Genomic DNA, 23305 nt, shown 5'->3' with positions numbered 1-23305 from the left:
CTGAGTTCCGGCCGCCGACGGGCCGGCGAACGGCCCCTGCGCTGCGGAAGACTTCCGGCTTCCGGGCCACGGTGCGGCCTTCTAGGATGCGTCCATGCCGGAAACCCAGCCCCGCCCCGAGCCGTTCGTCCAGAAGGCCGACCCCGCCGCGCTCCAGGACCTGCGCACACGGCTCCGCGCGACGCGCTGGCCCGACGCCCCCGAGGACGCCGGGTGGTCGCTGGGTACCGACCTGGCCTACCTGCGTGAACTCGTCGCCTACTGGGCGGAGGACTTCGACTGGCCGGCGCAGGAGGCGGCGCTCGCCCGGCTTCCCCGCTTCCGCGTTCCGCTGGGAGGCCTCGGGGTCCACTTCGTGCACGCCAGAGCCGCAGCCCCTCCCGGGCAGGCCCTGCCGCTGGTCCTCAGCCATGGATGGCCGGACTCGTTCTGGCGCTACTCCAAGGTCGTCCCCCTCCTCACCGACCCGGGCGCGCACGGCGGCGACCCGGCCGACGCGTTCGACGTGGTCGTGCCCGACATCCCGGGCTTCGGATACTCCGACCGGCCCGTCGGGGCTCCCCTCGACTCGATCGCCGTGGCCGGCCTCTGGGCCGAGCTCATGACCGTCCTTGGCTACGAGCGGTTCGGCGCGGCGGGCGGGGACCTCGGCAGTCACGTGAGCCGCTTTCTGGCCCTGGACCACCCCACCCGGGTCGTGGCCGTCCACCGCACGGACGGCGGCCTGCCCAGGTTCACCGGCGACCCCGCGGACCTCGCGCCGGAGGAGCGGGCCTGGATCGAGTCCGCCACCGCCTGGGGCGGCACCGAGGGCGCCTACGCCGCGATCCACCGGACGAAGCCCCAGACAGCCGCCTTCGGGCTCCACGACTCACCGGCCGGGCTCGCGGCCTGGATCCTGGAGAAGCTCCGGGCCTGGAGCGACTGCGACGGTGACGTCGAGCGGAGCTTCACGAAGGACGAGATCCTGACGAACATCACGCTCTACTGGCTGACCGGCACGATCGGGTCGTCCATGCGCATGTACCACGCGAACGCCGCCGTCCCGCCCGGACAGTACGCACGGAGGGTCGAGGTGCCGTCCGGTTTCTCGATCTTCTCCGGCGACGTCGTCCGCCCGCCACGGGCGTGGCTCGAGCGCACGACGAACATGGTGCGCATGACCGAACCCGCGCGTGGCGGACACTTCGCGCCGTTCGAGGAGCCCGAGGTCTACGCGGAGGAGCTCCGCGCCTTCTTCCGCCCCTACCGCACGGCGGCGAGGGGCTGACGACACTGCCGTGGAACGCCTCGTGAGTCCGGACCCCTCCGCCGCGCTCGCCCTCTTCGGCGAGGTGCAGCCGCCCTGACCGCCGGACCGCGAAGCCGTCAGGAGGCGGGGTACGGGCTGCCGGTCAGCAGCCGCGCCAGATGAGCCGCGTTGACGGCAAGGGCACGAGTCGTCGACGCGACCGCCTCGGGGGGACCGTCCAGGTCCTTGTAGTCCGTGCCCTGCATGGCCTCCCCGACCCAGTAGGTGACGGCATGGGGAGCCAGGGAGAACCCCAGGTCGTTGAGGCCCTGGAACAGATCGGAGCTCACCTTGTGCGCTCCGTCCTCGTTCCCCACCACCGCCGCTGCGGCGACCTTGCCGTAGGTCAGCAGCCGGCCCTGGTCGTCGGTCTCGGACAGTTCGGCGTCCAGCCGTTCAAGGACGCGCTGGCAGACACTGGACGGATGGCCGAGCCAGATGGGGGTGGCGATGAGGAGGATGTCGGCAGCCATGACCTTCTCGCGCAGCGCGGGCCAGGCGTCACCCTCGCCCATGTCGAGCTGCACTCCCGGCCGGATGTCGTGGTCGGCCACACGGACCACCTCGCCGCTCACCCCGAGGCTCTCGAACTCGGCCATCACCTGGTCGGCGATGAGGTGGCTGCTGGAAGGGGTCGGCGAGGGGTTCAGGGTGCAGACGAAAGCCAGAGCACGCATTGCTGGAAACACTCCTTCGGGTGGGGTGTGCACGTCGGGTCCGGCGCCACTGTGCCCTCCGAATGCCTGCTCCATTCGGTGCGGCCGCAGAAATGCCCCGTACGGAACGGAGCCGTACCCGTGTGCGCCGAAATCAGAATGAGACGTCCGCCGTCTTCCGGATCGTCGCGTCCATGTTGCGCTCCATCATCTGGAGCGCCGCTTCCGCCAGATCCGGATGGATGTGGGCTACGGCATCGTCGGGAATCGTCACATCGAGGTGGCGGATATGGGCGTCGAGAGCGGAATACAGGACACACTGCTCGGTGACCTGACCGCAGAGGACCACACGGCCCACGTCCAGTTGCGACAGCAGGTAGGCCAGCGGCGTCTCGTAGAAGATCGAGTGCCTGGCCTTGACGACGAAGAGCGAATCGTCGTCCGGCAGCACGGGCTCCACCAGGTCGCTGTGCGGCCCCGACAGTGTCGTGTCGATGATTTCGCCGTGGTGGGACCGCCACTCCCCGAAGTTGTCGTTCACGTAGATCACCGGCACACCCCCGCCGCGGGCGCGTTCGATGAGGTCCACGATGCGGGGGAGTGCCTCCCGTACGGAGGGAATGAGGATCTCCGCGTCCGGGTGGCTGTACGTGTTGAGCATGTCGATGACGATGAGGGCGCTTCGGCTCATGGTTCCTCATTCTGGGCGTGCCGTGCCGCGAGACGCGGTACGGACACGGGCCTTCGGGTCGACGGGCTGTCCGCGACCGGGGCGGGGCTGCGGTTGCCGGCAGCGTCCGCCCCGACGCGCCGGAGGCACTCACTGCCAGCAGAGACAGAACGGATGCCCCGCCGGATCGGCGTACACGCGGAACCTGCGCTCACCGCCCCGGTCGTCGAGGTCCAGCGGCGTCGCACCGAGGGCCAGGACCTCCTCCTGCGCCCGCTCGACATCCACCACGTCGAAGTCCAGATGGGCCTGCTGCGAGTTGCGGTCTCCTCTGGGCCACTCCGGCGGCCGGTGGTCGGCCGCCCTCTGGAACGCGATGCGGACGCCGCCCGGGACGTGCAGGTCGTACCAGTCGTCGTCGTACTTCGTGATCTCACCGCCCAAAACGCCCTGGTAGAAGCCGGCCAGCGACCAGGGGTCGCGGCAGTCGAGCGCGATCAGGGTGTACGTGGCGATGGGCATGTCTCCGGTCCTTTCCGTCGGGTCGCGCGTGCGCCTCCATGGCCCACGCCGTCACGTCCCGGGGGCCGCGCCGTCCGCGCAGACACGCACCGTCCGCAAGGTCGGGTCGGCCGGGTCGGGCACGTTCATGCCCGCCTCGATGCCCGACCGCAGGTACCGGAGCAGCGGCTCGGTGAGCCGCTCGCCCGGGAGGACGGTGGGGATGCCGGGCGGGTACGGGGTCATCATCTCCGCGGCGACGCGTCCCACGGCCTCCTCCACCGGTACGTCCTCGGTGGCGGCGAAGTAGGCGTCGCGGGGCAGACACACCTGGTCCGGGCGCAGTTCGTCCGGTCCCGGGATCTCCACGGCGGGTGCCGGCTCGAGCGTACGGGCCTGGCGGGACAGGTCGCGCAGGGCTTCCAGCAGGCGGCCGGCAGTGGACTCGTCGTCGGCGTGGGTGAACTGGGCGCTGATCCGGCGATGGTCGACGATGTGTGTGTCGATCCGGTGGTGCGTACGGAGCCAGTCGGCCGCCCGGTATCCGTTGGTCGCCAGTTCACTGATGTCGATGATCACGGGGAGCGGATCGAACTCCGCGGCCTTTCCCGGCCCGCAGAAGTCGTCGCGGTCGTTCACGTGCATCCCGTCGATCTTCTCGATCCGCTCCCGGACGTCTCCGGCCAGACCGAGCGCGCGGGACAGCAGTTCGTGTCCCTCCAGGACCATCTGCCGCCGCCAGCCGTCGATGCCCGCGTACAGCAGGACGGACGGGCTGGTGGTGCCGAGCAGGTCCGCACGTGAGGCCAGTGTGTCGTGGTCGACGAGATCGCCCTGGAGGTGGAAGACCGAGCCCTGCTCCAGGCCGCTGCCCATCTTGTGGATGCTGGTGACGCAGACATCGGCTCCGGCGTCCATGGCCCAGGAGGGCAGGTCCGGGTGGAACGGGAGATGCGCGCCCCACGCCTCGTCGACGATGAGGGGTTTGGACCGGCGGTGGCACACCTCCGCGATGGCACCCAGGTCCGCGGCGGACCCGTACGGGGTGGGGCTGGTCACCAGGGCGCCACAGGCATCCGGATGCCGCTCGAAAGCCTTCTCGAAGGTGTCCGCCGACGGTGCGTGGGCGAGGTGCCGTTCGGTGTCCCACTGCGGTTCCACCCAGACGGGATCGATGCCGGAGAGGATCAGCCCGGCGACGACGGACTTGTGGGCGTCGCGGCCGACCAGGAGCTTCCGGTGCGGGGCGGCCACGCTGAGCATCGCGGCCTTCACCGACAGGGAGCTGCCGCAGGTGGAGAAGAAGGTGTGCTCGGCGTGCACGGCGTCGGCCATCAGCTGCTCGGCACGCTGCAGGACGTTGGAGCTCTGGCGGCGGTCGTCCAGCCCCCCGGACGCGAGCACGTCCCCGAAGAACACCGCGTCTCCGAGAACGGCCCGCACGGCCGGATCGGCCCCGCGTGCCTGCTTGTGGCCCGGCGGGGTGAAGGCCAGCCGGCCCTTCTCCTTGTAGGCAGCCAGTGCGTCGAGAACGGGTGCTTCATGATGGTTTGCACGCATGGGCAACGCCTTCCCTCGGTTCCGTCGGAGCAATCACCGTCAGGGCAGCGGCGTGCCGCCGGTCGCGTTCATGATCTCGCCGGTGATGAACGACGCGTTCGAGGAGGCGAGGAAGACATAGGCCGGCGCCATCTCGGCAGGCTGCGCGGGCCGCCCCAGAGGGCTCTGCTTCCCGAACTCCGTGGTGTCGGGCATGGTCGCGGGGATGAGGGGCGTCCAGACCGGTCCGGGGGCGACGGCGTTGACGCGGATTCCGTCGGACGCCAGCATCTGGGCGAGCCCCTGGGTAAAGGTGACGATGGCGCCCTTGGTCATGGCGTAGTCCAGCAGATGGGGGCTGGGCTTGTAGGCCTGTACCGAGGTCGTGTTGATGATCGAGCCACCGGCCGGGATGTGCGGCAGCGCTGCCTTGCTCAGCCAGAACATCCCGTACAGGTTGGTACGCACCACACGGTCGAACTGCTCGGTCGAGATGGCGGCGATGCCCTCGGGCTGAGACATCTGGTAGGCGGCGTTGTTCACCAGGACGTCGATCCGGCCGAACTCGGACACGGCCTTCTCGATGAGGGCCCGGCACTGCTTCTCGTCCCGGATGTCGCACGCCACGGCCACCGCCCTGCGGCCGGCCTCCTCCACGAGCCGGGACGTCTCCTCCGCCTCGCTCTTCTCGGCGGGCAGGTACGTGAACAGCACGTCCGCCCCTTCGCGCGCGAAGGCCAGGGCCACAGCCCGGCCGATGCCGGAGTCGCCACCGGTGATGACCGTCCTGCGGTCGAGCAGGAGGCCATGGCCTTGGTACGAGTCCTCCCCGTGGTCCGGTGTCGGATCCATCGCGCCGGTCCGGCCCGGATGCTCCTGTTCCTGCTGGGGGAAATCGGGCTGCGGATGGCGCTGTGTCGGGTCCTGCGGCTGTTCGGCGTCGGTCACTGCGTCTGCCTCTCTCCATCGACGGCTGCGGAGGTGCTGCCTTGTGCCGCCGCGTTCCCCGGAGGCAGCGGGTCAATCATCCCGGCCGGACGGAAAGCGGGCATGTCGGGCGGAGTGGCCCCGCCGGAACCGTGGAGACGGTAAATTCGAACAATGAGTTCCACCACCGAGCCGGCCCCTCTCCCCTCGGGAGGCGGCGGGCGGCTTCTCGCGGTCAGCGATCTCCACGTCGGGATCGCCGACAACCGGCCCATCGCCGACCGGCTGCACCCGGCTTCCGACGAGGACTGGCTCATCGTCGCGGGTGATGTGGCCGAACAGGCGGAGGAGGTCGAGCGCGCGCTGGAACTGCTCGCGGGCCGGTTCGCCCATGTGGTGTGGACTCCCGGGAACCACGAGCTGTGGACCGTGGACAAGGACCCCGTCCGCCTGCGTGGCCGGGCGCGCTACGAGCACCTCGTCCAGGTGTGCCGCGAGCTCGGCGTGACCACCCCCGAGGACCCCTACCCCCTGTGGCAGGGCGCCGGAGGGCCCGTGGCGGTGGCCCCTGTCTTCCTTCTCTACGACTACTCCTTCAGGGCCCCGGGGACGACGACCAAGGAGGAGTCCCTGGCCCGCGCCCACGAGGCGGGCGTGGTCTGTACCGACGAATACCTGCTGCACCCCGACCCCTATCCGGCCCGCGACGACTGGTGCCGGGCACGGGTGGCACTGACCGAGCAGCGGCTGGCCGCGCACGACCCGGAGGTACCGCTCGTCATCGCCGGACACTGGCCTCTGCTGCGCGAACCCACCTCCGTGATGTGGTACCCGGAGTTCGCCCAGTGGTGCGGAACGGAGCTCACCGCCGACTGGCACCGGCGCTTCAACGTCGCGGCCGTCGTCTACGGGCACCTCCACATCCCCCGGACGACCTGGCACGACGGCGTGCGGTTCGAGGAGGTCTCGATCGGCTACCCCAGGGAGTGGCGGAAGCGGGGCCACCCGCGGGGCCTGCTGCGGCAGATCCTTCCGTACGAGGGAGAAGCGCCCACGGCCGCGAGGGGCGACACCCCGTGATCGAACGTCTCCTTCCCGCGTACGTCGCGTGCGCGGACACCTACGACACGGACGCCCCGCCGGGCAGCCTGTACCCGGAGGAGGCGCGGCTGGTGGCCGCGAGCGTGGACCGGCGCCGGCACGAGTTCGCGGCCGTCCGCGCCTGCGCACGACGTGCCATGGCCGTCCTGGGGCTGCCTCCGGCCCCGGTGCTGACCGGCCACCGAGGGGTGCCGTTGTGGCCGGACGGAATCGTCGGCAGCATGACGCACTGCGTGGGTTATCGCGCGGCGGTCCTGGCAAGGGCCTCCGACGTACGGGCTGTCGGCATCGACGCCGAACCCGACGAGCCCCTCCCGCCCGGTGTGTGGGAGGTGATCTCACTGCCTTCGGAACGGGCGAGGATGCTCCAGGACACGGCGGACAGCCCGGCGATCCACTGGGACCGGCTGCTGTTCAGCGCCAAGGAGAGCGTCTTCAAGACGTGGTTCCCGCCCACCCGGATCGAACTCGGCTTCGACGAGGCGGACATCAGCTTCCACGTGAGCGCGGACAGCGCCACCGAAGGCACGTTCGTCGCGAACCTTCTGCTGACGGCGCCCGGGATGCCGAGGTCGTACGAGGGCAGGTGGCTGGTCGACGACGGCTTCGTGGTGACCGCGATCGTGCTGCCGGAGAGCCCTTCCGGGTGACGGGCGCCCCGCTGTGCCGGTCGCGCGGTTCCGGGCTCGGTACGGCTGAGGCGGCGCTGATGGCCGAATGGCCGGGCCGGGTGCCGAAAGCCGAAACGGTGGCCCGGCCGGGGGCTGGGGGAGTGAAGCCTCGCCCCCGGCGCGGTACGTGCGTGTCATCCCTGGTCCGGCTGCTCCCGCTCGAGAAGTCCGGGTCCGAGGTCCCCGGTCATCGCGTGAGCCATCCGCAGGTGGGGGGCGGCCTCGGCGTGCCGGCCCTGACGTTCGAGGGTGCGCCCGAGCATCAGCCGCGCATAGTCCTCGACAGGACTGCGCTCCAGCACCTCGCGCAGCTCGGCCTCGGCCTTGGCGAGCCTGGCCGAGTGGTAGTAGGAGCGCGCCAGCAGCAGCCGCGGCGCCACCTGCTCCGGTACCTCCCGCACCAGCCCGCCGAGGATCCGGGCGGCGGTCAGGTACTCCTTCGCATCGAAGAACAGCCGGGCCCGGTCCCAGCGGTCGGCCGGCGTGCCGAACTCGTAGTAGGTGTCGTCCACTTCTCCTCCTCGACCATGATGTCTTCAGCCCCGTCAACACCGATCAGTGGTTGAACATTCCACTAAATATTGCGCGTGGGGAGCGTCGCTCCACGGCCGTACCGGAATAGGTTGTGCGCCATGAGCAATCTCGATCGCCAGGCCGCTCTCTCCGTCTGCGGAGGACGCGGCTTCGTCGTCGCCGAACCCGTACGTGAACTCCTCACCCCGCGCCGTGTCCAGCTCGGCGAATCCACCGAGGTGCGCAGACTGCTGCCGAACCTGGGACGCCGCATGGTCGGCGCCTGGGCGTTCGTGGATCACTACGGCCCCGACGACATCGCCGACGAGCCCGGGATGCAGGTGCCGCCGCACCCCCACATGGGACTGCAGACGGTCAGCTGGCTGCACGAGGGGGAGGTGCTGCACCGGGACAGCCTGGGCAGCCTCCAGCAGATCCGGCCGCGGGAGCTGGGCCTGATGACCTCCGGCAGGGCCATCAGCCACTCCGAGGAGAGCCCGAAGCCGCACGCCAGGTTTCTGCACGGTGCCCAGCTCTGGGTGGCCCTGCCCGCCGCCGACCGGCATGTCGAGCCGCACTTCCAGCACCACATCGACCTGCCCGCCGTCACGGCGCCGGGGGTCACCGCCACCGTGATCCTGGGTGAACTCGACGGCGCCGTCTCGCCCGGCCGCTCCTACACCCCCATCCTCGGAGCCGACCTGGCCCTGACCACCGGCGCGGAGGCCCGGCTGCCGCTCGACCCCGACTTCGAGTACGCCGTGCTGTCGATGTCCGGCGAGGCCCATGTCGACGGCGTCCCGGTCACTCCGGGGTCGATGCTCTACCTGGGCTGCGGCCGCACCGAACTGCCGCTGCGTGCCGAGTCCGAAGCCGGGCTGATGCTCCTCGGCGGTGAGCCGTTCGAGGAGGAGATCGTCATGTGGTGGAACTTCATCGGGCGGTCGCACGAGGAGATCGAGGAGGCCCGGCAGGCGTGGACGGAGGGCTCCCGCTTCGGTGAGGTCCAGGGCTACGACGGCGGCCGACTGCCCGCCCCCGCACTACCGCCGGTGGCGCTGAAACCGCGAGGACGGGTGCGCTGATCTGGGCTGATGAGCACGGGGGGTAAGAGAGTGCGGCAGCGGTTCAGGTACGGCCCGAACCGTGGTAGACGTCGAGTTCACCGTCGAGTTCCAGCGCGAGCACGGTCGCGTACGCGTCGACGTCCCGCGAGGCCGGCGCGTCGATCCAGGCGACGCCCGGCACGTCGTGGAGACCGCCGACGAGGCGGTGCGCCAGGGGCGCGCCGGTGCCGACCACCGACACCCGCCTCACGCGGCTGCGCAGCCCGCGCACGGCTACGTACTCGCGCGGCGGGTCGAAGCAGAACAGGTAGAGGGTGCGACGGTCGGCGGACAGGGTGCTCGGCCCGTAGTGGTGCCCGGCCGGCAGGCCCGCGACGGTCCCGTACACCGCTTCGCGGTGCGCCGCGATCCAAGCGCCGAGCCCTTCGAGGCGTGCCGCCTGCTCGTCCGGTACGGTGCCGTCCTCCTGGGGGCCGACCCCGAGCAGCAGATTGCCGCCCGTCCCGATCGTCTCCGCGAAGTACCGCACCAGTTGCCGCACCGACTTGTGGTTCGTGTCGCCGGGCTGGAACCCCCAGGAGTCGTTCACCGTCAGGCAGAGCTCCCACGGCCCGTCCGGAGCGCGCAGCGGTACTCCCTGTTCCGGGGTGGCGTAGTCCCCGTGGCCGATCAGCCGCGCGTTGCACACCGTGTCCGGATTGGCTCCGAGAACGCGGGCGGCGAGAGCGTCCGTGCCCCACTGCTCCTCGGCACGTTCCCACTCGCCGTCGAACCAGAGGAGATCCGGGCGGTACCGGTCGACGAGCTCGCCGACCTGGCCGTCACGGTAGGCGAGATAGCGGGCCCAGGCATCCGGGTCCTCCACCCCGCCCCGGGGCGCGACCCAGCGGCTTGTCAGCACGTCCGCGTGGGTGGGGGAGGGGTGCGGGTGCAGGACGCTCGCGTAGTCGGGGTGGTTCCAGTCGGAGTGGGAGTAGTACAGGCCGACCTTGAGACCTTGCTCGCGCAGCGCCGTCGCGTACGGACCGACCAGATCACGTCCGGCGGGCGAGTGCCGGACGACGTCCAGCTCGCCGAATCCGGTGTCCCACAGGGCCACACCGTCATGGTGACGCGCCGTCAGGACTGCGTAGCGCGCACCGGCACGCGCGAACAGGGCCGCCCAGCCGCGCGGGTCGTAGCGCGCGGCTGTGAAACCGCCGAGCTGCTTCATGTACTGCTCGTGCGAAACCTGTCCTGTGTAGAAGGCCCAGGACTCGGGGACCCCCTCGACGGCGTAGATGCCGTAGTGGACGAAGATTCCGAGCTTCGCGTCGGAGAACCAGGACTGCATGGGCATCGGGCAACACCTTTCTCGGCGCCGACCCGGACGCGCCGGGCCGGCACACCGTCCGTCGTCCCATTTTCCCCCAGCGGTACGGCCCGAACGTTCGGGCCCCGGTATCCCACGCGATGACGCAGGAGCGCTGACGACATGAGGATGCGGATGCTGTCCGCATGGGCGTCGGCGTCCATGTCGCCGGCGATGATCACGTGCCCGGGCGAGACCGTCACCGTCTCCTCCAGTTCGCGTGCCACGGCTGCTGTGACGAGGCACGTGCAGGGGAAATCGCCCGTGCGGTCTGTGAGGTTGAGGCCGACTTCAGACGTCCGCCCGAAAGGCCATCGGGACGCCGTAGTGATCCCCTGCCCCCGGGGGGCGCGCCCGCTCGCCCGTGCTCCCGCTCCTGTCCCCCGACGATGTGGAACTCGTCACCCAGCAGCCTCCGCGCCTGTTGGACACCGGGTGCCCGCACCGTCTCCTGCCGTGTCATGATGTCCGGCGCGAGCTCCTCGACGCGAGCACGGAGCCGGGTCTCACGCTCCTTCCACTCACCGCGCATGCCCCAGGTGTTGAGCGTTACGAATCTCATGCACCCATGCTGACCCAGCCGGGGCCGCAAGGGCAGCGGATCCACCTCAGTCCGTGTCCCTCGCGGCTTCGAGGAGGACTTCGCCGGTGTACCGGAATTCCTCCATGAGCCGCGTCGCCTCGACGACGAGGATGCCGTACAGGGCGGAGGGATCGGTGAGGGACACGGACAGCCGGCGGGTTTCCTCGACCAGCTCGTCGCGGCGTGCTTCGGCCTCGTCGGCAAGGCGCTGCAGCCGTTTCGCCTGCGGGCGCAAGGTGGTCTCGTCCAGAGTCGTCAGCACCTCCGCGATTGCGCCGACGGACTTCAGGAACGCCGCGTAACGCTGGAGGAACGGCCGATGGGCCTCGTCCTCCTCGCGGGTGCGGTCGAGACCGCGGGTGAGGGAGGCCATCTGGTAGAGCGTGCGTTCCAGGGCACCGAGCACAGCCTCGTAGCCCTGGAAACCAGGATGTTTCCGGTAGGGGCGCAGCAGACGGCGTGGATTGAGCAGAGCGCTTTCCTTGGCTGTCCGGAGTCGTGACCGGGCCTGTCCGATCACGTCTTCGGTGCGTTCCGCGCGGGCTCGCCACTCTCCGGTGGTGTCCAGATCGGGTACGCCTTCGGCAAGGACGGGATGCATGTCGGCGAGAAGGCTGTGGAGGGAGTGGGCGAGGTTGCGGATACCGTACTCGGCGCTGCGATAGCGCAGCGGCGGGGCCACGAGGACGTTGACGACGGTGCCGATCGCGCAGCCGATGAGAACGAGGACGACGATTTCTCCCAGCCGGTGGAAGCGCTGGGCGTCTGTGGACGAAGAGGTGTAGGTCGAGAAGGCGAAGAAGGCGGCGGTGGCGACTTGCGGCCCCTGGACGCCCAGGACGTGCCAGCGGCCTATGGCGAGGGCGATGAGGGCGACGAGCACGAAGGTCAGCAGGTCCGGGCCGGCGAGGAAACCGAGGGCGCCCTGCACGAGCACGCCCGCGATCACCGCGCCGACGTAGCGCAGTGACTGCAGAACCGAGCGGTAGACGGTCACCTGCATGATCAGCACCGCTGAGAACGGGGCGAACGCCGGCGAGTGGGAGTCGAGGACGTCGTACGAGATCACCCAGGCCAGGGTGGCGGCGAGGGCGCTCTTCCCGATCACCAGGAGCGTGTCGCGTTCGTCTCCGGAGTAGGACAGGGCGCGCCGCCACCACTGGGTCAACCCGGTGAGCCTTCCCGTAACGGTTCGCCCGGTCGTCGTGCCAGGAGTCATCCCTCGTGTCCTTCGGCTCTCATAGTTCCGTAGCCTGCCGCCGGCCTGAGCCGAACCGCCCGCTGTACGCATCCTGGTGCTCCGGGCACCACCCAGGTGCCGGTCGCACCGCGTATGTGATGTCTGAGCCGGTCCGGCGCCATGTGCCATCCTTCGGAGGGGGTCGGGGCGGACGCTCCGGCACCCGGTCGGCGTAGGGTGCGTTCGTCGGGCCCCACCGGTCACGGGTGCCCGGCCTCGCAGGTCTCACTCGTCAGCAGGCGCGCACGGACAGAGGGCCTCCCCACGGCCGCGTGTTCTGCCCGGCGATCACTTGTGGCGCGAGGCCGTGGAGAGGAGAGGCGATGGGCACGCGGCGCGGCAAGGCACTGGTCACGGGAGCTTCCTCGGGCATCGGGGCGGCGTATGCGGCACGGCTGGCCGCCCAGGGCTGGGACACCGTCCTGGTGGCCCGCAGGGAAGAGCGGCTCGACGACATGGCGGTGCGGCTCCGAAGTGGGACCGGAACGGCTGTGGAGACGCTGGTGGCGGATCTGTCACATCCCGGCGGCCTGGCGACCGTGGCGAGCCGTGCGGGGCAGGGCGACATCGGGTTCCTGCTGAACAACGCGGGGATCAACGGGTACGGCCCCTTCGCTGAGCTCGATCCTGCGCTGATGGCCAAGGTGATGAACGTCAACGTGCTCTCCGTCACCGCCCTGGCACGGGCGGCGGTCCCGGCCATGCTGCGACAGGGCCGGGGCACGGTGGTCAATGTGGCCTCCCAGCTGGCATTCGCCGGTTCTCTCCCGCCACGGCCACTGCCCGAGCGCGCGGTCTACGCGGGAACCAAGGGATACGTGGTCACCTTCACCCGGACCCTCGCCGCCGAGCTGGCGGGGTCGTCCCTGCGTATTCAAGTGCTGTGCCCCGGCCTCACCGCCACCGAGTTCCACCGTTCACGCGGTGAGGCACCCGTCGGCGGACGTGAGCAGTCCGTTCACGCGGACGGAGGAATGCCCGTGGACCAGGTGATCGACGCATCGCTGGCCGCGCTGGACGACGGCCGAGTGGTGTGCGTGCCCGGCCTTCCGGACGTGTCGCCGCTCGAAGACCTGTCGGCTGCGGAGCTGGCGGTCCGCACGGCGGCCCGTGGCAGCCGCGGATGAGCTGCCGCAGCCGCGACTCACGAGATCCGTGTACCGGCCGCCGACGACTGTCGAGCGAGCTCGGGTCATGAGCAGCCGTGCGGATGCCTCCCCGCCCTCGCCCGCGCATGCGCGTGCGGCCTCATGAGGCCAGGTCAGCGGCGTCAGGCTCCCGGAAGGAAGAGACAGAACGGATGGCCGTGCGGGTCGCGGAGGACCCGCACATCCTTCTGAGGCTGGTGGTTCTCCAGTGTCGCACCCAGGGCACACGCCCGCTCGGTCTCCGCCTCCAGGTCGTCCACCTGGAGGTCCAGATGCGCTTGCATCTGCTGGGTGCCAGGGCGCTGCGGCCACGCCGGAGGCGTGTGATCGGTCTCCAACTGGAAGCTGAGGCCCGGGCGCTCCTGGTCCAACGCCCTCAGACGGACCCACTCCGGGGTGCGCTCCACTTCCTGCCAGCCGAGCAGGCCTCGGTAGAAGTCGGCCAGCGCGGGAGGGTCGGGAGTGCCGAGGACAAAGGCTCCGAGTGTCGTCGTCATGTACCCAGCCTTGCCCCGGACGGTCACGTCCACACGTCCGCCTAACGGGCGTCGCCGGGACGGACCACGCGAGTGGGCGGGCAGTTCCCCGGTGACGGGCTCGCCGCGGGGCGGAGGAACGGGGAGTGCCGGCGACGGCGCCCGACCGACGCGGCCGCGTCGCACGCTCAGATCATCCGCGGCGGCAGTGGGCGCAGGGCCGGGCCGTGAAGCACTTCGCCGTCGATGCCGAACCGCGAACCGTGGCATGGGCACTCCCACGCGGTTTCCGCCTCGTTGAAGGCGACCAGGCAGCCGAGATGTGTGCAACGCGCGGACACCGCGTGGGCCACCCCGCCCTCGTCCCGGTAGACGGCGCAGCGCCGCCCCTCGACCCGGACGACCGCACCCGAGCCGGGGGCGATCTCGGCGACCGAGTCGACGTGGGTGGTCTTCAGCCGGTCCCCTACGAAGTGGCGTGCGACGTCCGCCTGCTGCTTCAGCAGGGCCGTGCCCTCACGGAGGGTGCTCCACAGGCGACGCGGGTCGTAGAGACCCGCCCACTCGGGCTCGGTGCCGGTGATCGTCGAGGCCAGCAACTGTCCGGCCATGGCGCCCCCGCTCATTCCCCAGCCACCGAAGCCCGTCGCGACGTAGACATGGCGTGCGCCCGGATGGAAATGCCCGACCAGCGGAACGCCGTCGCTCACGTCGTTGTCCTGGGCGGCCCACCGGTACGCCGTGTCGCCGACCGGGAAGTGCTCGTGCATCCATGCGTCCAGCCGCAGGAAGCGTTCACCGCTGTCGTCCGTGCCGGGCGTGAAGGTCTCGCCTGTGACGATGAGCAGCCTGCGTTCCCCGTCGAGCGGCGCGGAACGTACGGATCGCTTCCCCATGTCGTCCGTGATGTACATGTGCTCCGGCGCGTCGGAGGCGGGCAGGGGAGCGGCGACGACCAGTTCACGGCGCGGTGACAAGCGCGCGAAGTGCAGCGCGCGGTCGAACACCGGGTAGTGGGTGGCCACGACGACATCATTCGCCGTGATCGTCGCGCCCCGCTCCGTGGTCAGCCGGCAGGGGCTGCCCTCGGTGAGGCCGGTCACCCTGGTCCGTTCGTGGATGGCACCGCCTCGCGCGGCGATGTCGTCCGCGAGGGCGAGGAGATACTTACGAGGGTGGAACTGCGCCTGGTGTGTGACGCGCACAGCCGCGGCCACGGGAAACGGCAGGTCCGTCTCCGTCACGAGCCCGGCGTCCAGGCCCGCCTCCGCGGCGGCATCGGCCTCGGCCCGGAAGGCGGCTCGTTGTCGCGGGTCAGTGGTGAAAGTCAGAGCGGACGACCGCTCGAAGTCGCAGTCGACACCGAGTTCCGCCGCCACGGCCGCGACCCGCTCCACCGCCCCTTGCTGGGAAAGCGCGTAATGGCGTGCGCCCTGCCGTCCCCGTGTGCGGCGCAGGTGCTCGTACACGAGAGAGTGGGCCGCGGTGAGTTTCGCCGTCGTGTAGCCGGTCACCCCCGCGGCGACGCGGTCCGCCTCCAGCACGACCACGTTCCGCCCGGCCCGGGCCAGTTCCCAGGCGACACTCAGGCCGGCCATGCCGGCTCCGATCACGGCGACGTCCGCCGTGGTGTCCGTGTCCAGGGCCGGCCACCGGGTGCCGGGTGCCGTGGCCATCCAGTACGACTCAGCCGTGCCAGGCAGTTCAGATCGCGTAGTCATGGACGACGTGTTCCCTCAGCGGCCGAAAGGAGACGTGCGAGGTCGATTGTTCCCCTGCTCGGCCCTGACACGTGGTGGTCCGGTGCAGCGGCCGGCGGCTGCCGCCGACAGCGTGTCCGGCGCCGATTCGGGTGGGCGAACACACACGATGAGAGGACTGGAACCGGCACGAAGCCGCCTACTTCTGTGGGCCGGCGAACGCACCGGCGGCAGCCGCCAGCACCGCCGTCGTCGCGGCCTGCTCCGGCAGATCCGGAGCGGGATCGGCGCGCAGGAGTACAAGTCGGTGGTAGAGCGGCGCCGTGGCGGCGATCAGCAGGCTCCGCGCGTCCGTGTGCCCCGAGGGAAGTTCACCCCGCTCGACAGCGCGGTCGATGAGAACCTCGCACTGGGCGTACCGGTCCGCCCACAGCTTCTTCTGCGCGTTCGCGGCCTGCTCGGAGTGGAACGAGACGGCCATCAGGGCGACGGCGAACGACGGCCGCACGGTCAGGGAGTCCTGGATCTCCTGGTTGAGGGCCGTCAGATCGCCTCGCAGGGAGCCGGTGTCCGGCGGCTGCCAGTCGATCTCACCGGCGGCCTCGATCACATCGACGAGCAGGCCGCCCACGTCGCGCCAGCGCCGGTAGACCGTGGTCCGGTGCACTCCCGCGCGGGCCGCGACGCCCTCCATCGTGAGTCCCTCATGACCGCCTTCGGCGAGTTCGGCGCGCACCGCGTCGAGGACCTGCGCGCGGATGCGGGCGGTGCGGCCGCCCGGACGGCGGTCCGGCTTCGTGGCCGGTGCTTCTGTCATCGGGAATCCCGTATCCGGTTGATCGGCGTGCCGTGGCTGTGACAGCATCCTAACGCAACAGATGTCGCACTAGTGTCCCGCCCCTCCCGAGAGGAACCGCCGTCCCGATGCCACTCGTTCCTGCCGACCCCACCGTGCTCCACCCGATGCCCGGGCAGCCGCGCGTCGTCCTGCTCAGGCCGTTGGTGAAGTCGCCGCTGATCGAGGTCGGCGACTACTCGTACTACGACGATCCGGACGACCCGACCGCGTTCGAGACGCGCAACGTCCTGTACCACTACGGCCCGGAGCGGCTCCTCATCGGCAAGTTCTGCGCGCTGGGCACGGGCACCCGGTTCCTCATGAACGGCGCCAACCACCGCATGGACGGCCCGTCCACGTTTCCCTTCCCCACCATGGGCGGGTCCTGGGCCGAGCACTTCGACCTGATCACCGGACTGCCGGGCCGCGGCGACACCGTCGTGGGGAACGACGTCTGGTTCGGCCACGGAGCCACGGTCATGCCGGGCGTACGGATCGGCCACGGCGCGATCATCGGCGCCGGTGCCGTGGTCACCGGCGACGTCCCCGACTACGGCATCGTCGGCGGCAACCCCGCCCGGCTGATCCGTACCCGCTACGACGCCGCCGACGTCGCCCGGCTTCTGGCCGTGGCGTGGTGGGACTGGCCCGTACGGCACATCACCGAGCACGTGCGGACGATCATGTCCGGGTCGATCGCGGAACTGGAGGAGGCCGCCGCGCTCGTGGGCCGACCCTGACATCCCGTCGTGTCGTCGTGCCGGCACACCCGTCCGGCAAGCACCTTCCCCGCCGCCCCGCCTCCTGGAAACGAGTGATCGGCCGTGCCTCGCCCCCGTGCCCATATCGCGATGGTCGGCGTACCCATCGTCAGCCATGTCCTGCCGAGCCTCGCGATCATCCGTGAACTGGTGGCCCGCGGCCACCGGGTCACCTACGCCAACGATCCCCTGGTGGCCGGTCCGATCCGTTCCGCGGGCGCCGAACCGGTGCCCTGCACCTCCGTGCTGCCGGTCGCCGACAACAACTGGCCCGACGACCCCATCGCCGCGGCGAGCCTCTTCCTCGACGACGCCGTCCAGGCACTCCCGCAGCTGCGTGCCGCCTACGACCACGACCCGGCCGACCTGTATCTCTACGACATCGGTGCCTACGCGGCGCGCGCCCTCGCCGAGGCGCAGGGCCGCCCCCTCCTGCAACTGTCCCCGACGTTCGTCGGATGGGACGGCTACGAGGAGGAGGTCGCGTCCCATCTACGGAAGTTGCCGGGCGCCGACGCGTACCGGGAAAGGTTCGCGCGGTGGCTCGCCGGCTGCGGGGCCGTCACCACGGACGTGGACGCCTTCTCCGGTCCGCCCGCACGGGCCCTGGCCCTGATCCCGCGAGCGATGCAGCCGCACGCCGATCGGGTCGACACCAGGGCCGTGACCTTCGTCGGCCCCTGCTTCGACGCCCCTGGCAGCACGGACGGCTGGACGCGCCCGGCGGCCGCGCGTCATGTGCTGCTGATCTCGCTCGGCTCCGCGTACACCCGCCGGCCGCAGTTCTACCGTCAGTGCCTCGCGGCCTTCGGTGATCTGCCCGGCTGGCACGTCGTGCTCCACATCGGCAAGCACACCGACCCCGGGGAGCTGGGGGTCATCCCGTCCAATGTCGACGTGCACTCCTGGGTCCCGCAGCGGGCGATCCTGGAACAGGCGGACGCCTTCGTCACCCACGCCGGCATGGGCGGCTGCGGCGAAGGGCTCCTGGCAGGCGTTCCCATGATCGCCGTGCCGCAGGGCGCCGAGCAGTTCATGAACGCCGACCGGCTCGTGGAACTCGGCGTCGCCCGCCGCGTGGACACCGCTGACGCCACCGCCGAGGTCCTTCGCGCGGCACTGGACGACCTCGTCGGGGACCCGGAACGCATCGACCGGTCCAGGGAGTTGCGCGCCGCCGCACGGGCCGAGGGCGGGACCTCACGCGCCGTCGGCCTCATCGAGAGCATGCTGTCCGCGACCGGGAGCCCTGCCCCCTGAGCCCCGGGGCTCCCCCGCCTCGGTCGCGACCACAGCACCCGCCGGGTTCAGGATGCCGTGGTGAGGTGTGCAAATGCCCACGTCGCGAACGTCGTCACCGGGATGCCCAGCGCGTGGGCGAACTCCGGGCGGGCCGGCTGTCCGACGACGTCGCTCCACTCGTGCCCGGCCCCCCATGCGGGCATTCCGGCAGCGAGTGCCTCAGCGAGGCTCATCGAGGGTGCCGATACCTCGACCCCCCACACCTCCGAGAGGGTCCGGGCGATCTCCTTCATGGTGAGCCGGTCGCCGGCCAGCTCCAGCTCGATCCCGTGGAAGCGGTCCGGATCGCTGATGGCGTGCGCCGCGGCCACGCCTATGTCCGCAGTCGCCACCAGGGCCAGCTCCGAGTCCGGTCGCACGACCGTGGCCAGGCCGCCGGCCGGTCCGTGAGGGGCCAGTTGAGGCAGGTTCTCCATGAAGAACGCCGGCTTGACCACGCTCCAGCGGTCGAAGCCCGCACCGCGCACCAGTTCCAGGACGGCCTGCTTCGTCTCGAAGTACGGCTGCATGGGCGCCCAGCGGCCCTCGTCCCAGCCGGGAGCCCGCGTGTGTTCGCCCACCCCGCTGGTGGAGGACTGTACGAACTGAGGCACCCCCGCCTCCCCGGCCGCGCGGACCAGGTTGGTGGCCTGGGCCAGCTCCCCCGCGAAATCGACGCCGTCCTCGCTCATCGGCGGCATCTGCACCGAGAACACCGAGCGGACACCGCGGACGGCGGGGTCCAGCGAGGCCCGGTGGTTCAGATCGCCGGTGACGAGTTCGGCGCCCAGGGCCTCGACGGCCTTCGCGCTCTCCTTGTGCGGATCACGCACCAGAGCACGGACGGGAATGCCGGCGGACAGCAGCGCACGGGCCGTCGCGCCGCCCTGGAGGCCGGTGGCGCCGGTAACCAGAACGGGGGCTGAGGTGATGGTCATGATCACTCCTGCTGATGCGTCATGGATCGGGTGACAGCTAAACGGCGGGGCCCGCCGTTTAGCTTCGGTTACGATATGGCGGGGGCCACCACTTAGCAAGCGAGGGAGAGCATGCCCGGTCAGCGCTCAGACGCACGCCGCAACTACGCCCGCATCCTGGAAGTGGCCGAAGCCGAGGTCTCCACACGCGGTGCCGACGCCTCCCTCGAGCAGATCGCCCGCACGGCAGGCGTCGGCTCAGCCACCGTGCGCCGTCACTTCCCCACCCGGCAGGCTCTGCTGACAGCCGTCTTCCATGAGCGCATCGAGGCCCTGTGCGAACGCGCGCGGAAACTCGAGGACGCCCAGGACGGCCGTGCGGCACTCCTGACCTGGCTCCATGACCTGCTCACGTACGCCGTCTCCGCCCGCGGACTCGCCGACGCCCTCACCTACGAGCCCCCCTCCCCCCACCCCCGTCCCGACTCCTGCGGCGCCGCCCTCGAAGCCGCGGGCACACCCCTGCTGCGCCACGCCATCAGTGACGGTTCGGTCAAGGAGACCGTCACCTTCCACGACCTCATCACCCTGACCGTGGGCATCGCCCTGGCCACCGAGCAGCACCCCGACGCCGCCGGACAGGCCGACCGTCTCCTTCGGCTCGCGGTCGACGGAGTCAGCCCCCGCGACTCCGCACACTGAACACGGACCGCTCGGGAAGACGCCTCCCTGTTCGCCGGCGAGCGGGGTGATCGCTCGACGGGACGGTCGACGCCTCGTGCGGTGGGGAGCCGGGCGGGGGCGGCCCGGAGCGGGGTCCGGCTGCCCATAGGCTGACCCCCATGTCTGTCACGTTGAGCTCCACCAAGACCCGCGCCGCACTCCGCGTCTCGGCCCGTGTCTCAGGCGAGTTGCTGATCGTCCTTGCCATGACCGCTGTGGCGGTATGGGTGCTGGGGCGGATGTGGTCGGTTGTCTGGCCGCTCGTAGTCGGTCTGCTGCTCACCACCCTGACATGGCCCATAGCGCGCTTCCTGCGCCGACGCGGGTGGCCCCCGGCTCTCGCGGCCTCGGTGGTGACGGTGCTGTTTCTCCTCGTCGCCGCGGGGGTCGTGGCGTTGATCGCGGTACCGGTGTCCTCCCAGTCCGGCCAACTGGCCGACGGCGTGGTCGAAGGTATCCAGCGGCTGCGCGAGTGGGCCTCCGGGCCGCCGCTCAACATCGGCGACGACCAGATCACCGGTGCGTTCGACTCCGCGACCGCCCGCATCCAGGACAGCGTGGGCAGCATGGTCACAACCGTCGTCACGGGGGTGGGCACCGTGGTCAACGGTGTGGTGACCGCCGTCCTCGCCGTCTTCCTGATGTTCTTCATGCTCAAGGACGGCCCCCGGTTCCTTCCGTGGCTCGAGCGTCAACTGCCCGGCAGGCTCGCCACCGACGTTCCTGCCGTGGCGGCCCGCAGTTGGGAGACCCTCGGCGAATTCGTGCGCTCCCAGGCCTATGTCGGCCTGCTCGACGCGGTCCTCATCGGCCTCGGCCTGTGGATCGTGGGGGTGCCGCTCGTGCTCCCGCTGGCGGTCCTGACCTTCGTCGCCGCGTTCGTGCCGATCGTGGGAGCCCTGTTCGCCGGTTTCGTCGCCGTTCTCATCGCCCTGGTGTCGAACGGACTCACCGACGCCCTGATCGTGCTGGCGATCATCGTCGTGGTGCAGCAGCTAGAGGGCAACGTGTTCCAACCCATGATCCAGAGCCGCGGGCTCGGTCTGCACGCCGCCGTGATCCTGCTCGCCGTGACGCTGGGGGGCAGCCTCGCGGGCATCGTGGGCAGCCTGCTCGCCGTACCGGCAGCCGCACTGATCGCGGTGGCCTGGAACTACCTGCGCGAGCAACTCGGCGAGGAGCGGCCGGTGCCGGACGCGTCACCCGGCGGCGACCCGTCATGAAGGCTCCCGGCTCGTCCCCATGAGCGGGACGAGCCGGGGCCGGGTTGTGCCGCCGCGCTCGGCAGTGTCACCCGCGTGTCGCGCCACCGCCTCCTGCCGGTCGACGCGTCGACGGTACGACCGCGGACGCACGCCGGCAGGAGAGGACGGCCCGGGCGTCAGAGGCGGCGGCCGGGAACCACCTTGAACGTGGCGGGACCGGCCGGCAGGTCCACCGTGTACTGGCTCAGGTAGGTGTCCAGGTACGGCGAGCGGGCACCGCCGGTGGGGACGTCGTCGGACGGGTCGTCCAGGGCCAGTCGGAGCCGTGCGTCCTTGACGTCGATCGTCTCGCCGGACGGGGTGTCGCGCCACGAGCCGGTCCGGATGGAGCCGACCTCCACCGCGAGGACGTGACCGGCCGCCAGCGTCCAGTCGGTCGCCTTGAGATCGACGGTGAGCCTGCCGGTGGAGAGCAGCGAGACCTGCTCGTCGAACATGACGGCGGTGCCGTCCGGGGCGACGTCGTACAGCTTGAGCATGACGTTGCCCTCTCCCTCGGCCCTCAAGGAGATCTGCGGGGTCCCGGTGATCCGTACGGACTTCCTGAGCGCCTCCGACCACACGAAGAAGCTCGATGTCACCTTCCCCGCCTCCTGGAGCAGGGCTTGTCCTTCGGCCAGACCCCTCGGTGCGGCCGGGTCGGTGGCGGGCGCGTTCTCCATGTCCCATTCACCGGCCGGCTCCGCGCGCTCCTCGATGGGCGGCAGCCCGGACGTCGCCAGGCCGGCGAGGGAGGAGAGGCCGCCGTCGTCCACGTACGAGCCGCCGCCCAGGGGGAGGGTGACGGAACGCTCCACGACCGGCCAGGTCCTCTGGGCCCGCCAGGCACCGGTGGAGTCCTCGACGGAGTAGGCCGGGTAGCGGACCTCCGGCCTGATGCCCTTGAGGTACTGGTCGTAGAAGGCGAGCGTCTCGTCGTACCAGCCCTCACGCCCCATGGCCAGGCGCCCGTCGCCGGTGCGGTCCCCGCCGCGTACGTGGTCCCACTGGCCGACCCAGCCGCGCTCGGGGCCCTTGTGGTTGTCCAGGTACTCCTGCATCTCTTCGGGCTTGGTGTTGTTCTCGACGAAGCCCTGGGTGACGAAGAGCGGGGTGTCGGTGCCCTCGGCCCCCTTGGCCAGGTCCCGTGCGGTCCAGAAGGCGTCGTCCTGGTCGTATATCCGGTAGCCGGCCGCGTTCCGCGTCAGGCACTCGGGATGGGCTTGCTCGTAGCGGGAGTTGGCCAGGTAGCGCGGGTCGTCGTCCGGCAGCTGCGGCAGCGTGGCGATGGAGTTGTAGGCGTTGGCGGTGCCGGTGACGTTCGGGCGGGGCACGCCGTTCGAGTAGATGTACTGGTACATGTCCCAGACCGGCTCCTGGGCGACGACGGCCTTGAGCGCGCGCTGGTCCAGGTTGTTGCCGATCAGACCGGTCACGGCGTCGTACGACTTGCCGTACAGCCCCACCGCACCCGTGGACCAGGGCTGTTTCGCCGCCCAGTCGATCGCGGCCTTCACGTCCGCCTGCTCACCGGGGCCGCCCCAGTCGAGGCAGCCGGTGGAGCCGCCGAAGCCGCGCAGGTCGACCATGACGAAGGCGTAACCCTCGTCGAACAGGTCGGTGCCCTCGATGAAGTCCCGGAACCGGTCGGAGGGGCCCGTACGGGTCCAGCCCTCGGCGCCCGACTGGCCGGAGTGCCCGAAGTACGGGCCGACCGACAGGATGACGGGCACCTTCGCCTTCTTCGGCAGCCCCTCGGGCAGCAGCACGTCGGCGTGCAGCTCCGTGCCCGAGCGGTCCGAGGACGGGAAGTAGTGCTGCGTCCAGAGGGATCCCTCGGGGACACGGTCGTTCTCCTGATGTGTGACGGGGCCGGCCGCCGTGGCGGCCGGCCCCGTCCGCTCCTGTGCCGCGGCCGGCCCGGAGGCGGCTGCGGGGCCGGCGAGGACGCCGGTCAGCGCGAGGGTGGTGACGAGTGCTGAGGCGGCCCGTCCGGCCGTACGACGTGCTCTCACATGCTTCTCCCGGCTTGGTGGGTACGGGGTGTCGCAGTGGTGCAGGCCGAGCAGCGGCCCCCGGGCCCGCCGTGAGGAGCGCAGCGTTGCAC

The 23305-nt window shown here is 70.6% G+C and carries 22 protein-coding genes; 9 read left to right on the top strand and 13 right to left on the bottom strand.

Features of this window, described 5'->3' with window-relative positions; genetic code table 11:
* The first annotated feature begins 94 nt into the window (after positions 1–94).
* The gene (locus AB0P41_RS24165; RefSeq protein WP_356711072.1) at positions 95–1270 is read left to right on the top strand and encodes an epoxide hydrolase family protein; all 1176 of its coding nucleotides are present in this window, start codon (positions 95–97) and stop codon (positions 1268–1270) included.
* Between the two features lie 98 nt (positions 1271–1368).
* Here the strand turns inward: AB0P41_RS24165 and AB0P41_RS24160 are convergent, their stop codons facing one another.
* The 5 genes from AB0P41_RS24160 to AB0P41_RS24140 all read right to left on the bottom strand — a co-directional run bounded on the left by AB0P41_RS24160 (position 1369) and on the right by AB0P41_RS24140 (position 5605).
* Positions 1369–1968 carry an NAD(P)H-dependent oxidoreductase gene (locus AB0P41_RS24160; RefSeq protein ID WP_365934102.1) on the bottom strand — a complete coding sequence of 200 codons (600 nt, stop codon included), beginning with the start codon at positions 1966–1968 and terminating at the stop codon, positions 1369–1371.
* A 133-nt stretch (positions 1969–2101) separates the two neighbouring features.
* The gene (locus tag AB0P41_RS24155) at positions 2102–2638 is read right to left on the bottom strand and encodes an isochorismatase family cysteine hydrolase (protein WP_356711068.1); all 537 of its coding nucleotides are present in this window, start codon (positions 2636–2638) and stop codon (positions 2102–2104) included.
* 129 nt (positions 2639–2767) lie between these two features.
* Positions 2768–3139, bottom strand: coding sequence for a VOC family protein (locus tag AB0P41_RS24150; RefSeq protein WP_365934100.1), 372 nt, complete (start codon positions 3137–3139; stop codon positions 2768–2770).
* A 51-nt stretch (positions 3140–3190) separates the two neighbouring features.
* Positions 3191–4678, bottom strand: coding sequence for an ornithine decarboxylase (locus tag AB0P41_RS24145; RefSeq protein ID WP_365934098.1), 1488 nt, complete (start codon positions 4676–4678; stop codon positions 3191–3193).
* Positions 4679–4717: 39 nt separating this feature from the next.
* On the bottom strand, positions 4718–5605 hold the full coding sequence (locus AB0P41_RS24140) for an SDR family oxidoreductase (RefSeq protein ID WP_365934096.1): 888 nt from the start codon (positions 5603–5605) through the stop codon (positions 4718–4720).
* A 153-nt stretch (positions 5606–5758) separates the two neighbouring features.
* Here AB0P41_RS24140 and AB0P41_RS24135 point away from each other — a divergent pair, with 153 nt between their 5' ends.
* Positions 5759–6664 carry a metallophosphoesterase gene (locus tag AB0P41_RS24135; protein ID WP_365934095.1) on the top strand — a complete coding sequence of 302 codons (906 nt, stop codon included), beginning with the start codon at positions 5759–5761 and terminating at the stop codon, positions 6662–6664.
* Positions 6661–7335: a 4'-phosphopantetheinyl transferase superfamily protein gene (locus tag AB0P41_RS24130; RefSeq protein WP_365934094.1), complete on the top strand. Its 675-nt coding sequence runs from the start codon at positions 6661–6663 to the stop codon at positions 7333–7335. Before AB0P41_RS24135 ends, AB0P41_RS24130 begins: the two co-directional genes overlap by 4 nt.
* A 155-nt stretch (positions 7336–7490) precedes the next feature.
* Here the strand turns inward: AB0P41_RS24130 and AB0P41_RS24125 are convergent, their stop codons facing one another.
* Positions 7491–7868, bottom strand: coding sequence for a tetratricopeptide repeat protein (locus AB0P41_RS24125; RefSeq protein ID WP_356711056.1), 378 nt, complete (start codon positions 7866–7868; stop codon positions 7491–7493).
* Between the two features lie 120 nt (positions 7869–7988).
* Between AB0P41_RS24125 and AB0P41_RS24120 the strand changes: the two genes are divergently transcribed.
* The gene (locus AB0P41_RS24120; RefSeq protein ID WP_365934091.1) at positions 7989–8954 is read left to right on the top strand and encodes a pirin family protein; all 966 of its coding nucleotides are present in this window, start codon (positions 7989–7991) and stop codon (positions 8952–8954) included.
* A 43-nt stretch (positions 8955–8997) separates the two neighbouring features.
* Here the strand turns inward: AB0P41_RS24120 and AB0P41_RS24115 are convergent, their stop codons facing one another.
* Positions 8998–10275, bottom strand: coding sequence for an alpha-L-fucosidase (locus tag AB0P41_RS24115; RefSeq protein WP_365934089.1), 1278 nt, complete (start codon positions 10273–10275; stop codon positions 8998–9000).
* A gap of 620 nt (positions 10276–10895) precedes the next feature.
* A complete protein-coding gene (locus AB0P41_RS24110) occupies positions 10896–12038 on the bottom strand; it encodes an aromatic acid exporter family protein (protein ID WP_365934087.1) in 1143 nt (380 codons plus the stop codon).
* Positions 12039–12433: 395 nt separating this feature from the next.
* On the opposite strand from AB0P41_RS24110, the gene AB0P41_RS24105 reads away from it, so the two are divergent.
* Positions 12434–13237: an SDR family NAD(P)-dependent oxidoreductase gene (locus AB0P41_RS24105; RefSeq protein WP_365934085.1), complete on the top strand. Its 804-nt coding sequence runs from the start codon at positions 12434–12436 to the stop codon at positions 13235–13237.
* Positions 13238–13380: 143 nt separating this feature from the next.
* Here the strand turns inward: AB0P41_RS24105 and AB0P41_RS24100 are convergent, their stop codons facing one another.
* The 3 genes from AB0P41_RS24100 to AB0P41_RS24090 form a co-directional block, all read right to left on the bottom strand.
* On the bottom strand, positions 13381–13755 hold the full coding sequence (locus tag AB0P41_RS24100; RefSeq protein WP_356711046.1) for a VOC family protein: 375 nt from the start codon (positions 13753–13755) through the stop codon (positions 13381–13383).
* Positions 13756–13922: 167 nt separating this feature from the next.
* Positions 13923–15455: an FAD-dependent oxidoreductase gene (locus tag AB0P41_RS24095; protein ID WP_356711044.1), complete on the bottom strand. Its 1533-nt coding sequence runs from the start codon at positions 15453–15455 to the stop codon at positions 13923–13925.
* Between the two features lie 178 nt (positions 15456–15633).
* Positions 15634–16251, bottom strand: coding sequence for a TetR/AcrR family transcriptional regulator (locus AB0P41_RS24090; RefSeq protein WP_365934083.1), 618 nt, complete (start codon positions 16249–16251; stop codon positions 15634–15636).
* Between the two features lie 107 nt (positions 16252–16358).
* Between AB0P41_RS24090 and AB0P41_RS24085 the strand changes: the two genes are divergently transcribed.
* Both AB0P41_RS24085 and AB0P41_RS24080 read left to right on the top strand, forming a co-directional pair.
* Entirely contained in the window at positions 16359–17012 is a 654-nt protein-coding gene (locus AB0P41_RS24085) for a CatB-related O-acetyltransferase (RefSeq protein WP_365934081.1), read from the top strand.
* Positions 17013–17096: 84 nt separating this feature from the next.
* Positions 17097–18293, top strand: coding sequence for a macrolide family glycosyltransferase (locus AB0P41_RS24080; RefSeq protein ID WP_365934079.1), 1197 nt, complete (start codon positions 17097–17099; stop codon positions 18291–18293).
* Positions 18294–18340: 47 nt separating this feature from the next.
* Here the strand turns inward: AB0P41_RS24080 and AB0P41_RS24075 are convergent, their stop codons facing one another.
* Positions 18341–19252 (bottom strand): NmrA family NAD(P)-binding protein, encoded by a 912-nt coding sequence (locus AB0P41_RS24075; RefSeq protein ID WP_365934077.1) that lies wholly within the window; start codon positions 19250–19252, stop codon positions 18341–18343.
* A 111-nt stretch (positions 19253–19363) separates the two neighbouring features.
* Between AB0P41_RS24075 and AB0P41_RS24070 the strand changes: the two genes are divergently transcribed.
* Together AB0P41_RS24070 and AB0P41_RS24065 are read left to right on the top strand one after the other, a co-directional pair.
* Positions 19364–19933, top strand: a complete 570-nt coding sequence (locus AB0P41_RS24070) for a TetR/AcrR family transcriptional regulator (RefSeq protein WP_356711033.1) — start codon at positions 19364–19366, stop codon at positions 19931–19933.
* 140 nt (positions 19934–20073) lie between these two features.
* Complete coding sequence (locus AB0P41_RS24065) at positions 20074–21177, top strand: AI-2E family transporter (protein WP_356711031.1); 1104 nt, start codon at positions 20074–20076, stop codon at positions 21175–21177.
* Positions 21178–21335: 158 nt separating this feature from the next.
* On the opposite strand, the gene AB0P41_RS24060 is transcribed toward AB0P41_RS24065, so the two are convergent.
* Positions 21336–23213, bottom strand: coding sequence for a CocE/NonD family hydrolase (locus tag AB0P41_RS24060; protein ID WP_365934075.1), 1878 nt, complete (start codon positions 23211–23213; stop codon positions 21336–21338).
* Positions 23214–23305: the final 92 nt, after the last annotated feature.

The organism is Streptomyces sp. NPDC079167 (assembly GCF_040686735.1).
GTDB lineage: Bacteria > Actinomycetota > Actinomycetes > Streptomycetales > Streptomycetaceae > Streptomyces.
Note: the sequence above shows the minus strand (reverse complement) of the source record. Positions and strands in the feature narration are given on the sequence as shown.

Excerpts from the sequence above, each read along its gene's own strand:
- AB0P41_RS24115 (WP_365934089.1), bottom strand. The coding sequence starts at position 10,275 with ATGCCCATGCAGTCCTGGTTCTCCGACGCGAAGCTCGGAATCTTCGTC.
- AB0P41_RS24100 (WP_356711046.1), bottom strand. The coding sequence starts at position 13,755 with ATGACGACGACACTCGGAGCCTTTGTCCTCGGCACTCCCGACCCTCCC.
- AB0P41_RS24145 (WP_365934098.1), bottom strand. The coding sequence starts at position 4,678 with ATGCGTGCAAACCATCATGAAGCACCCGTTCTCGACGCACTGGCTGCC.
- AB0P41_RS24070 (WP_356711033.1), top strand. The coding sequence starts at position 19,364 with ATGCCCGGTCAGCGCTCAGACGCACGCCGCAACTACGCCCGCATCCTG.
- AB0P41_RS24160 (WP_365934102.1), bottom strand. The coding sequence starts at position 1,968 with ATGCGTGCTCTGGCTTTCGTCTGCACCCTGAACCCCTCGCCGACCCCT.
- AB0P41_RS24075 (WP_365934077.1), bottom strand. The coding sequence starts at position 19,252 with ATGACCATCACCTCAGCCCCCGTTCTGGTTACCGGCGCCACCGGCCTC.
- AB0P41_RS24090 (WP_365934083.1), bottom strand. The coding sequence starts at position 16,251 with ATGACAGAAGCACCGGCCACGAAGCCGGACCGCCGTCCGGGCGGCCGC.
- AB0P41_RS24155 (WP_356711068.1), bottom strand. The coding sequence starts at position 2,638 with ATGAGCCGAAGCGCCCTCATCGTCATCGACATGCTCAACACGTACAGC.
- AB0P41_RS24085 (WP_365934081.1), top strand. The coding sequence starts at position 16,359 with ATGCCACTCGTTCCTGCCGACCCCACCGTGCTCCACCCGATGCCCGGG.
- AB0P41_RS24150 (WP_365934100.1), bottom strand. The coding sequence starts at position 3,139 with ATGCCCATCGCCACGTACACCCTGATCGCGCTCGACTGCCGCGACCCC.
- AB0P41_RS24105 (WP_365934085.1), top strand. The coding sequence starts at position 12,434 with ATGGGCACGCGGCGCGGCAAGGCACTGGTCACGGGAGCTTCCTCGGGC.
- AB0P41_RS24065 (WP_356711031.1), top strand. The coding sequence starts at position 20,074 with ATGTCTGTCACGTTGAGCTCCACCAAGACCCGCGCCGCACTCCGCGTC.
- AB0P41_RS24095 (WP_356711044.1), bottom strand. The coding sequence starts at position 15,455 with ATGACTACGCGATCTGAACTGCCTGGCACGGCTGAGTCGTACTGGATG.
- AB0P41_RS24165 (WP_356711072.1), top strand. The coding sequence starts at position 95 with ATGCCGGAAACCCAGCCCCGCCCCGAGCCGTTCGTCCAGAAGGCCGAC.
- AB0P41_RS24135 (WP_365934095.1), top strand. The coding sequence starts at position 5,759 with ATGAGTTCCACCACCGAGCCGGCCCCTCTCCCCTCGGGAGGCGGCGGG.
- AB0P41_RS24120 (WP_365934091.1), top strand. The coding sequence starts at position 7,989 with ATGAGCAATCTCGATCGCCAGGCCGCTCTCTCCGTCTGCGGAGGACGC.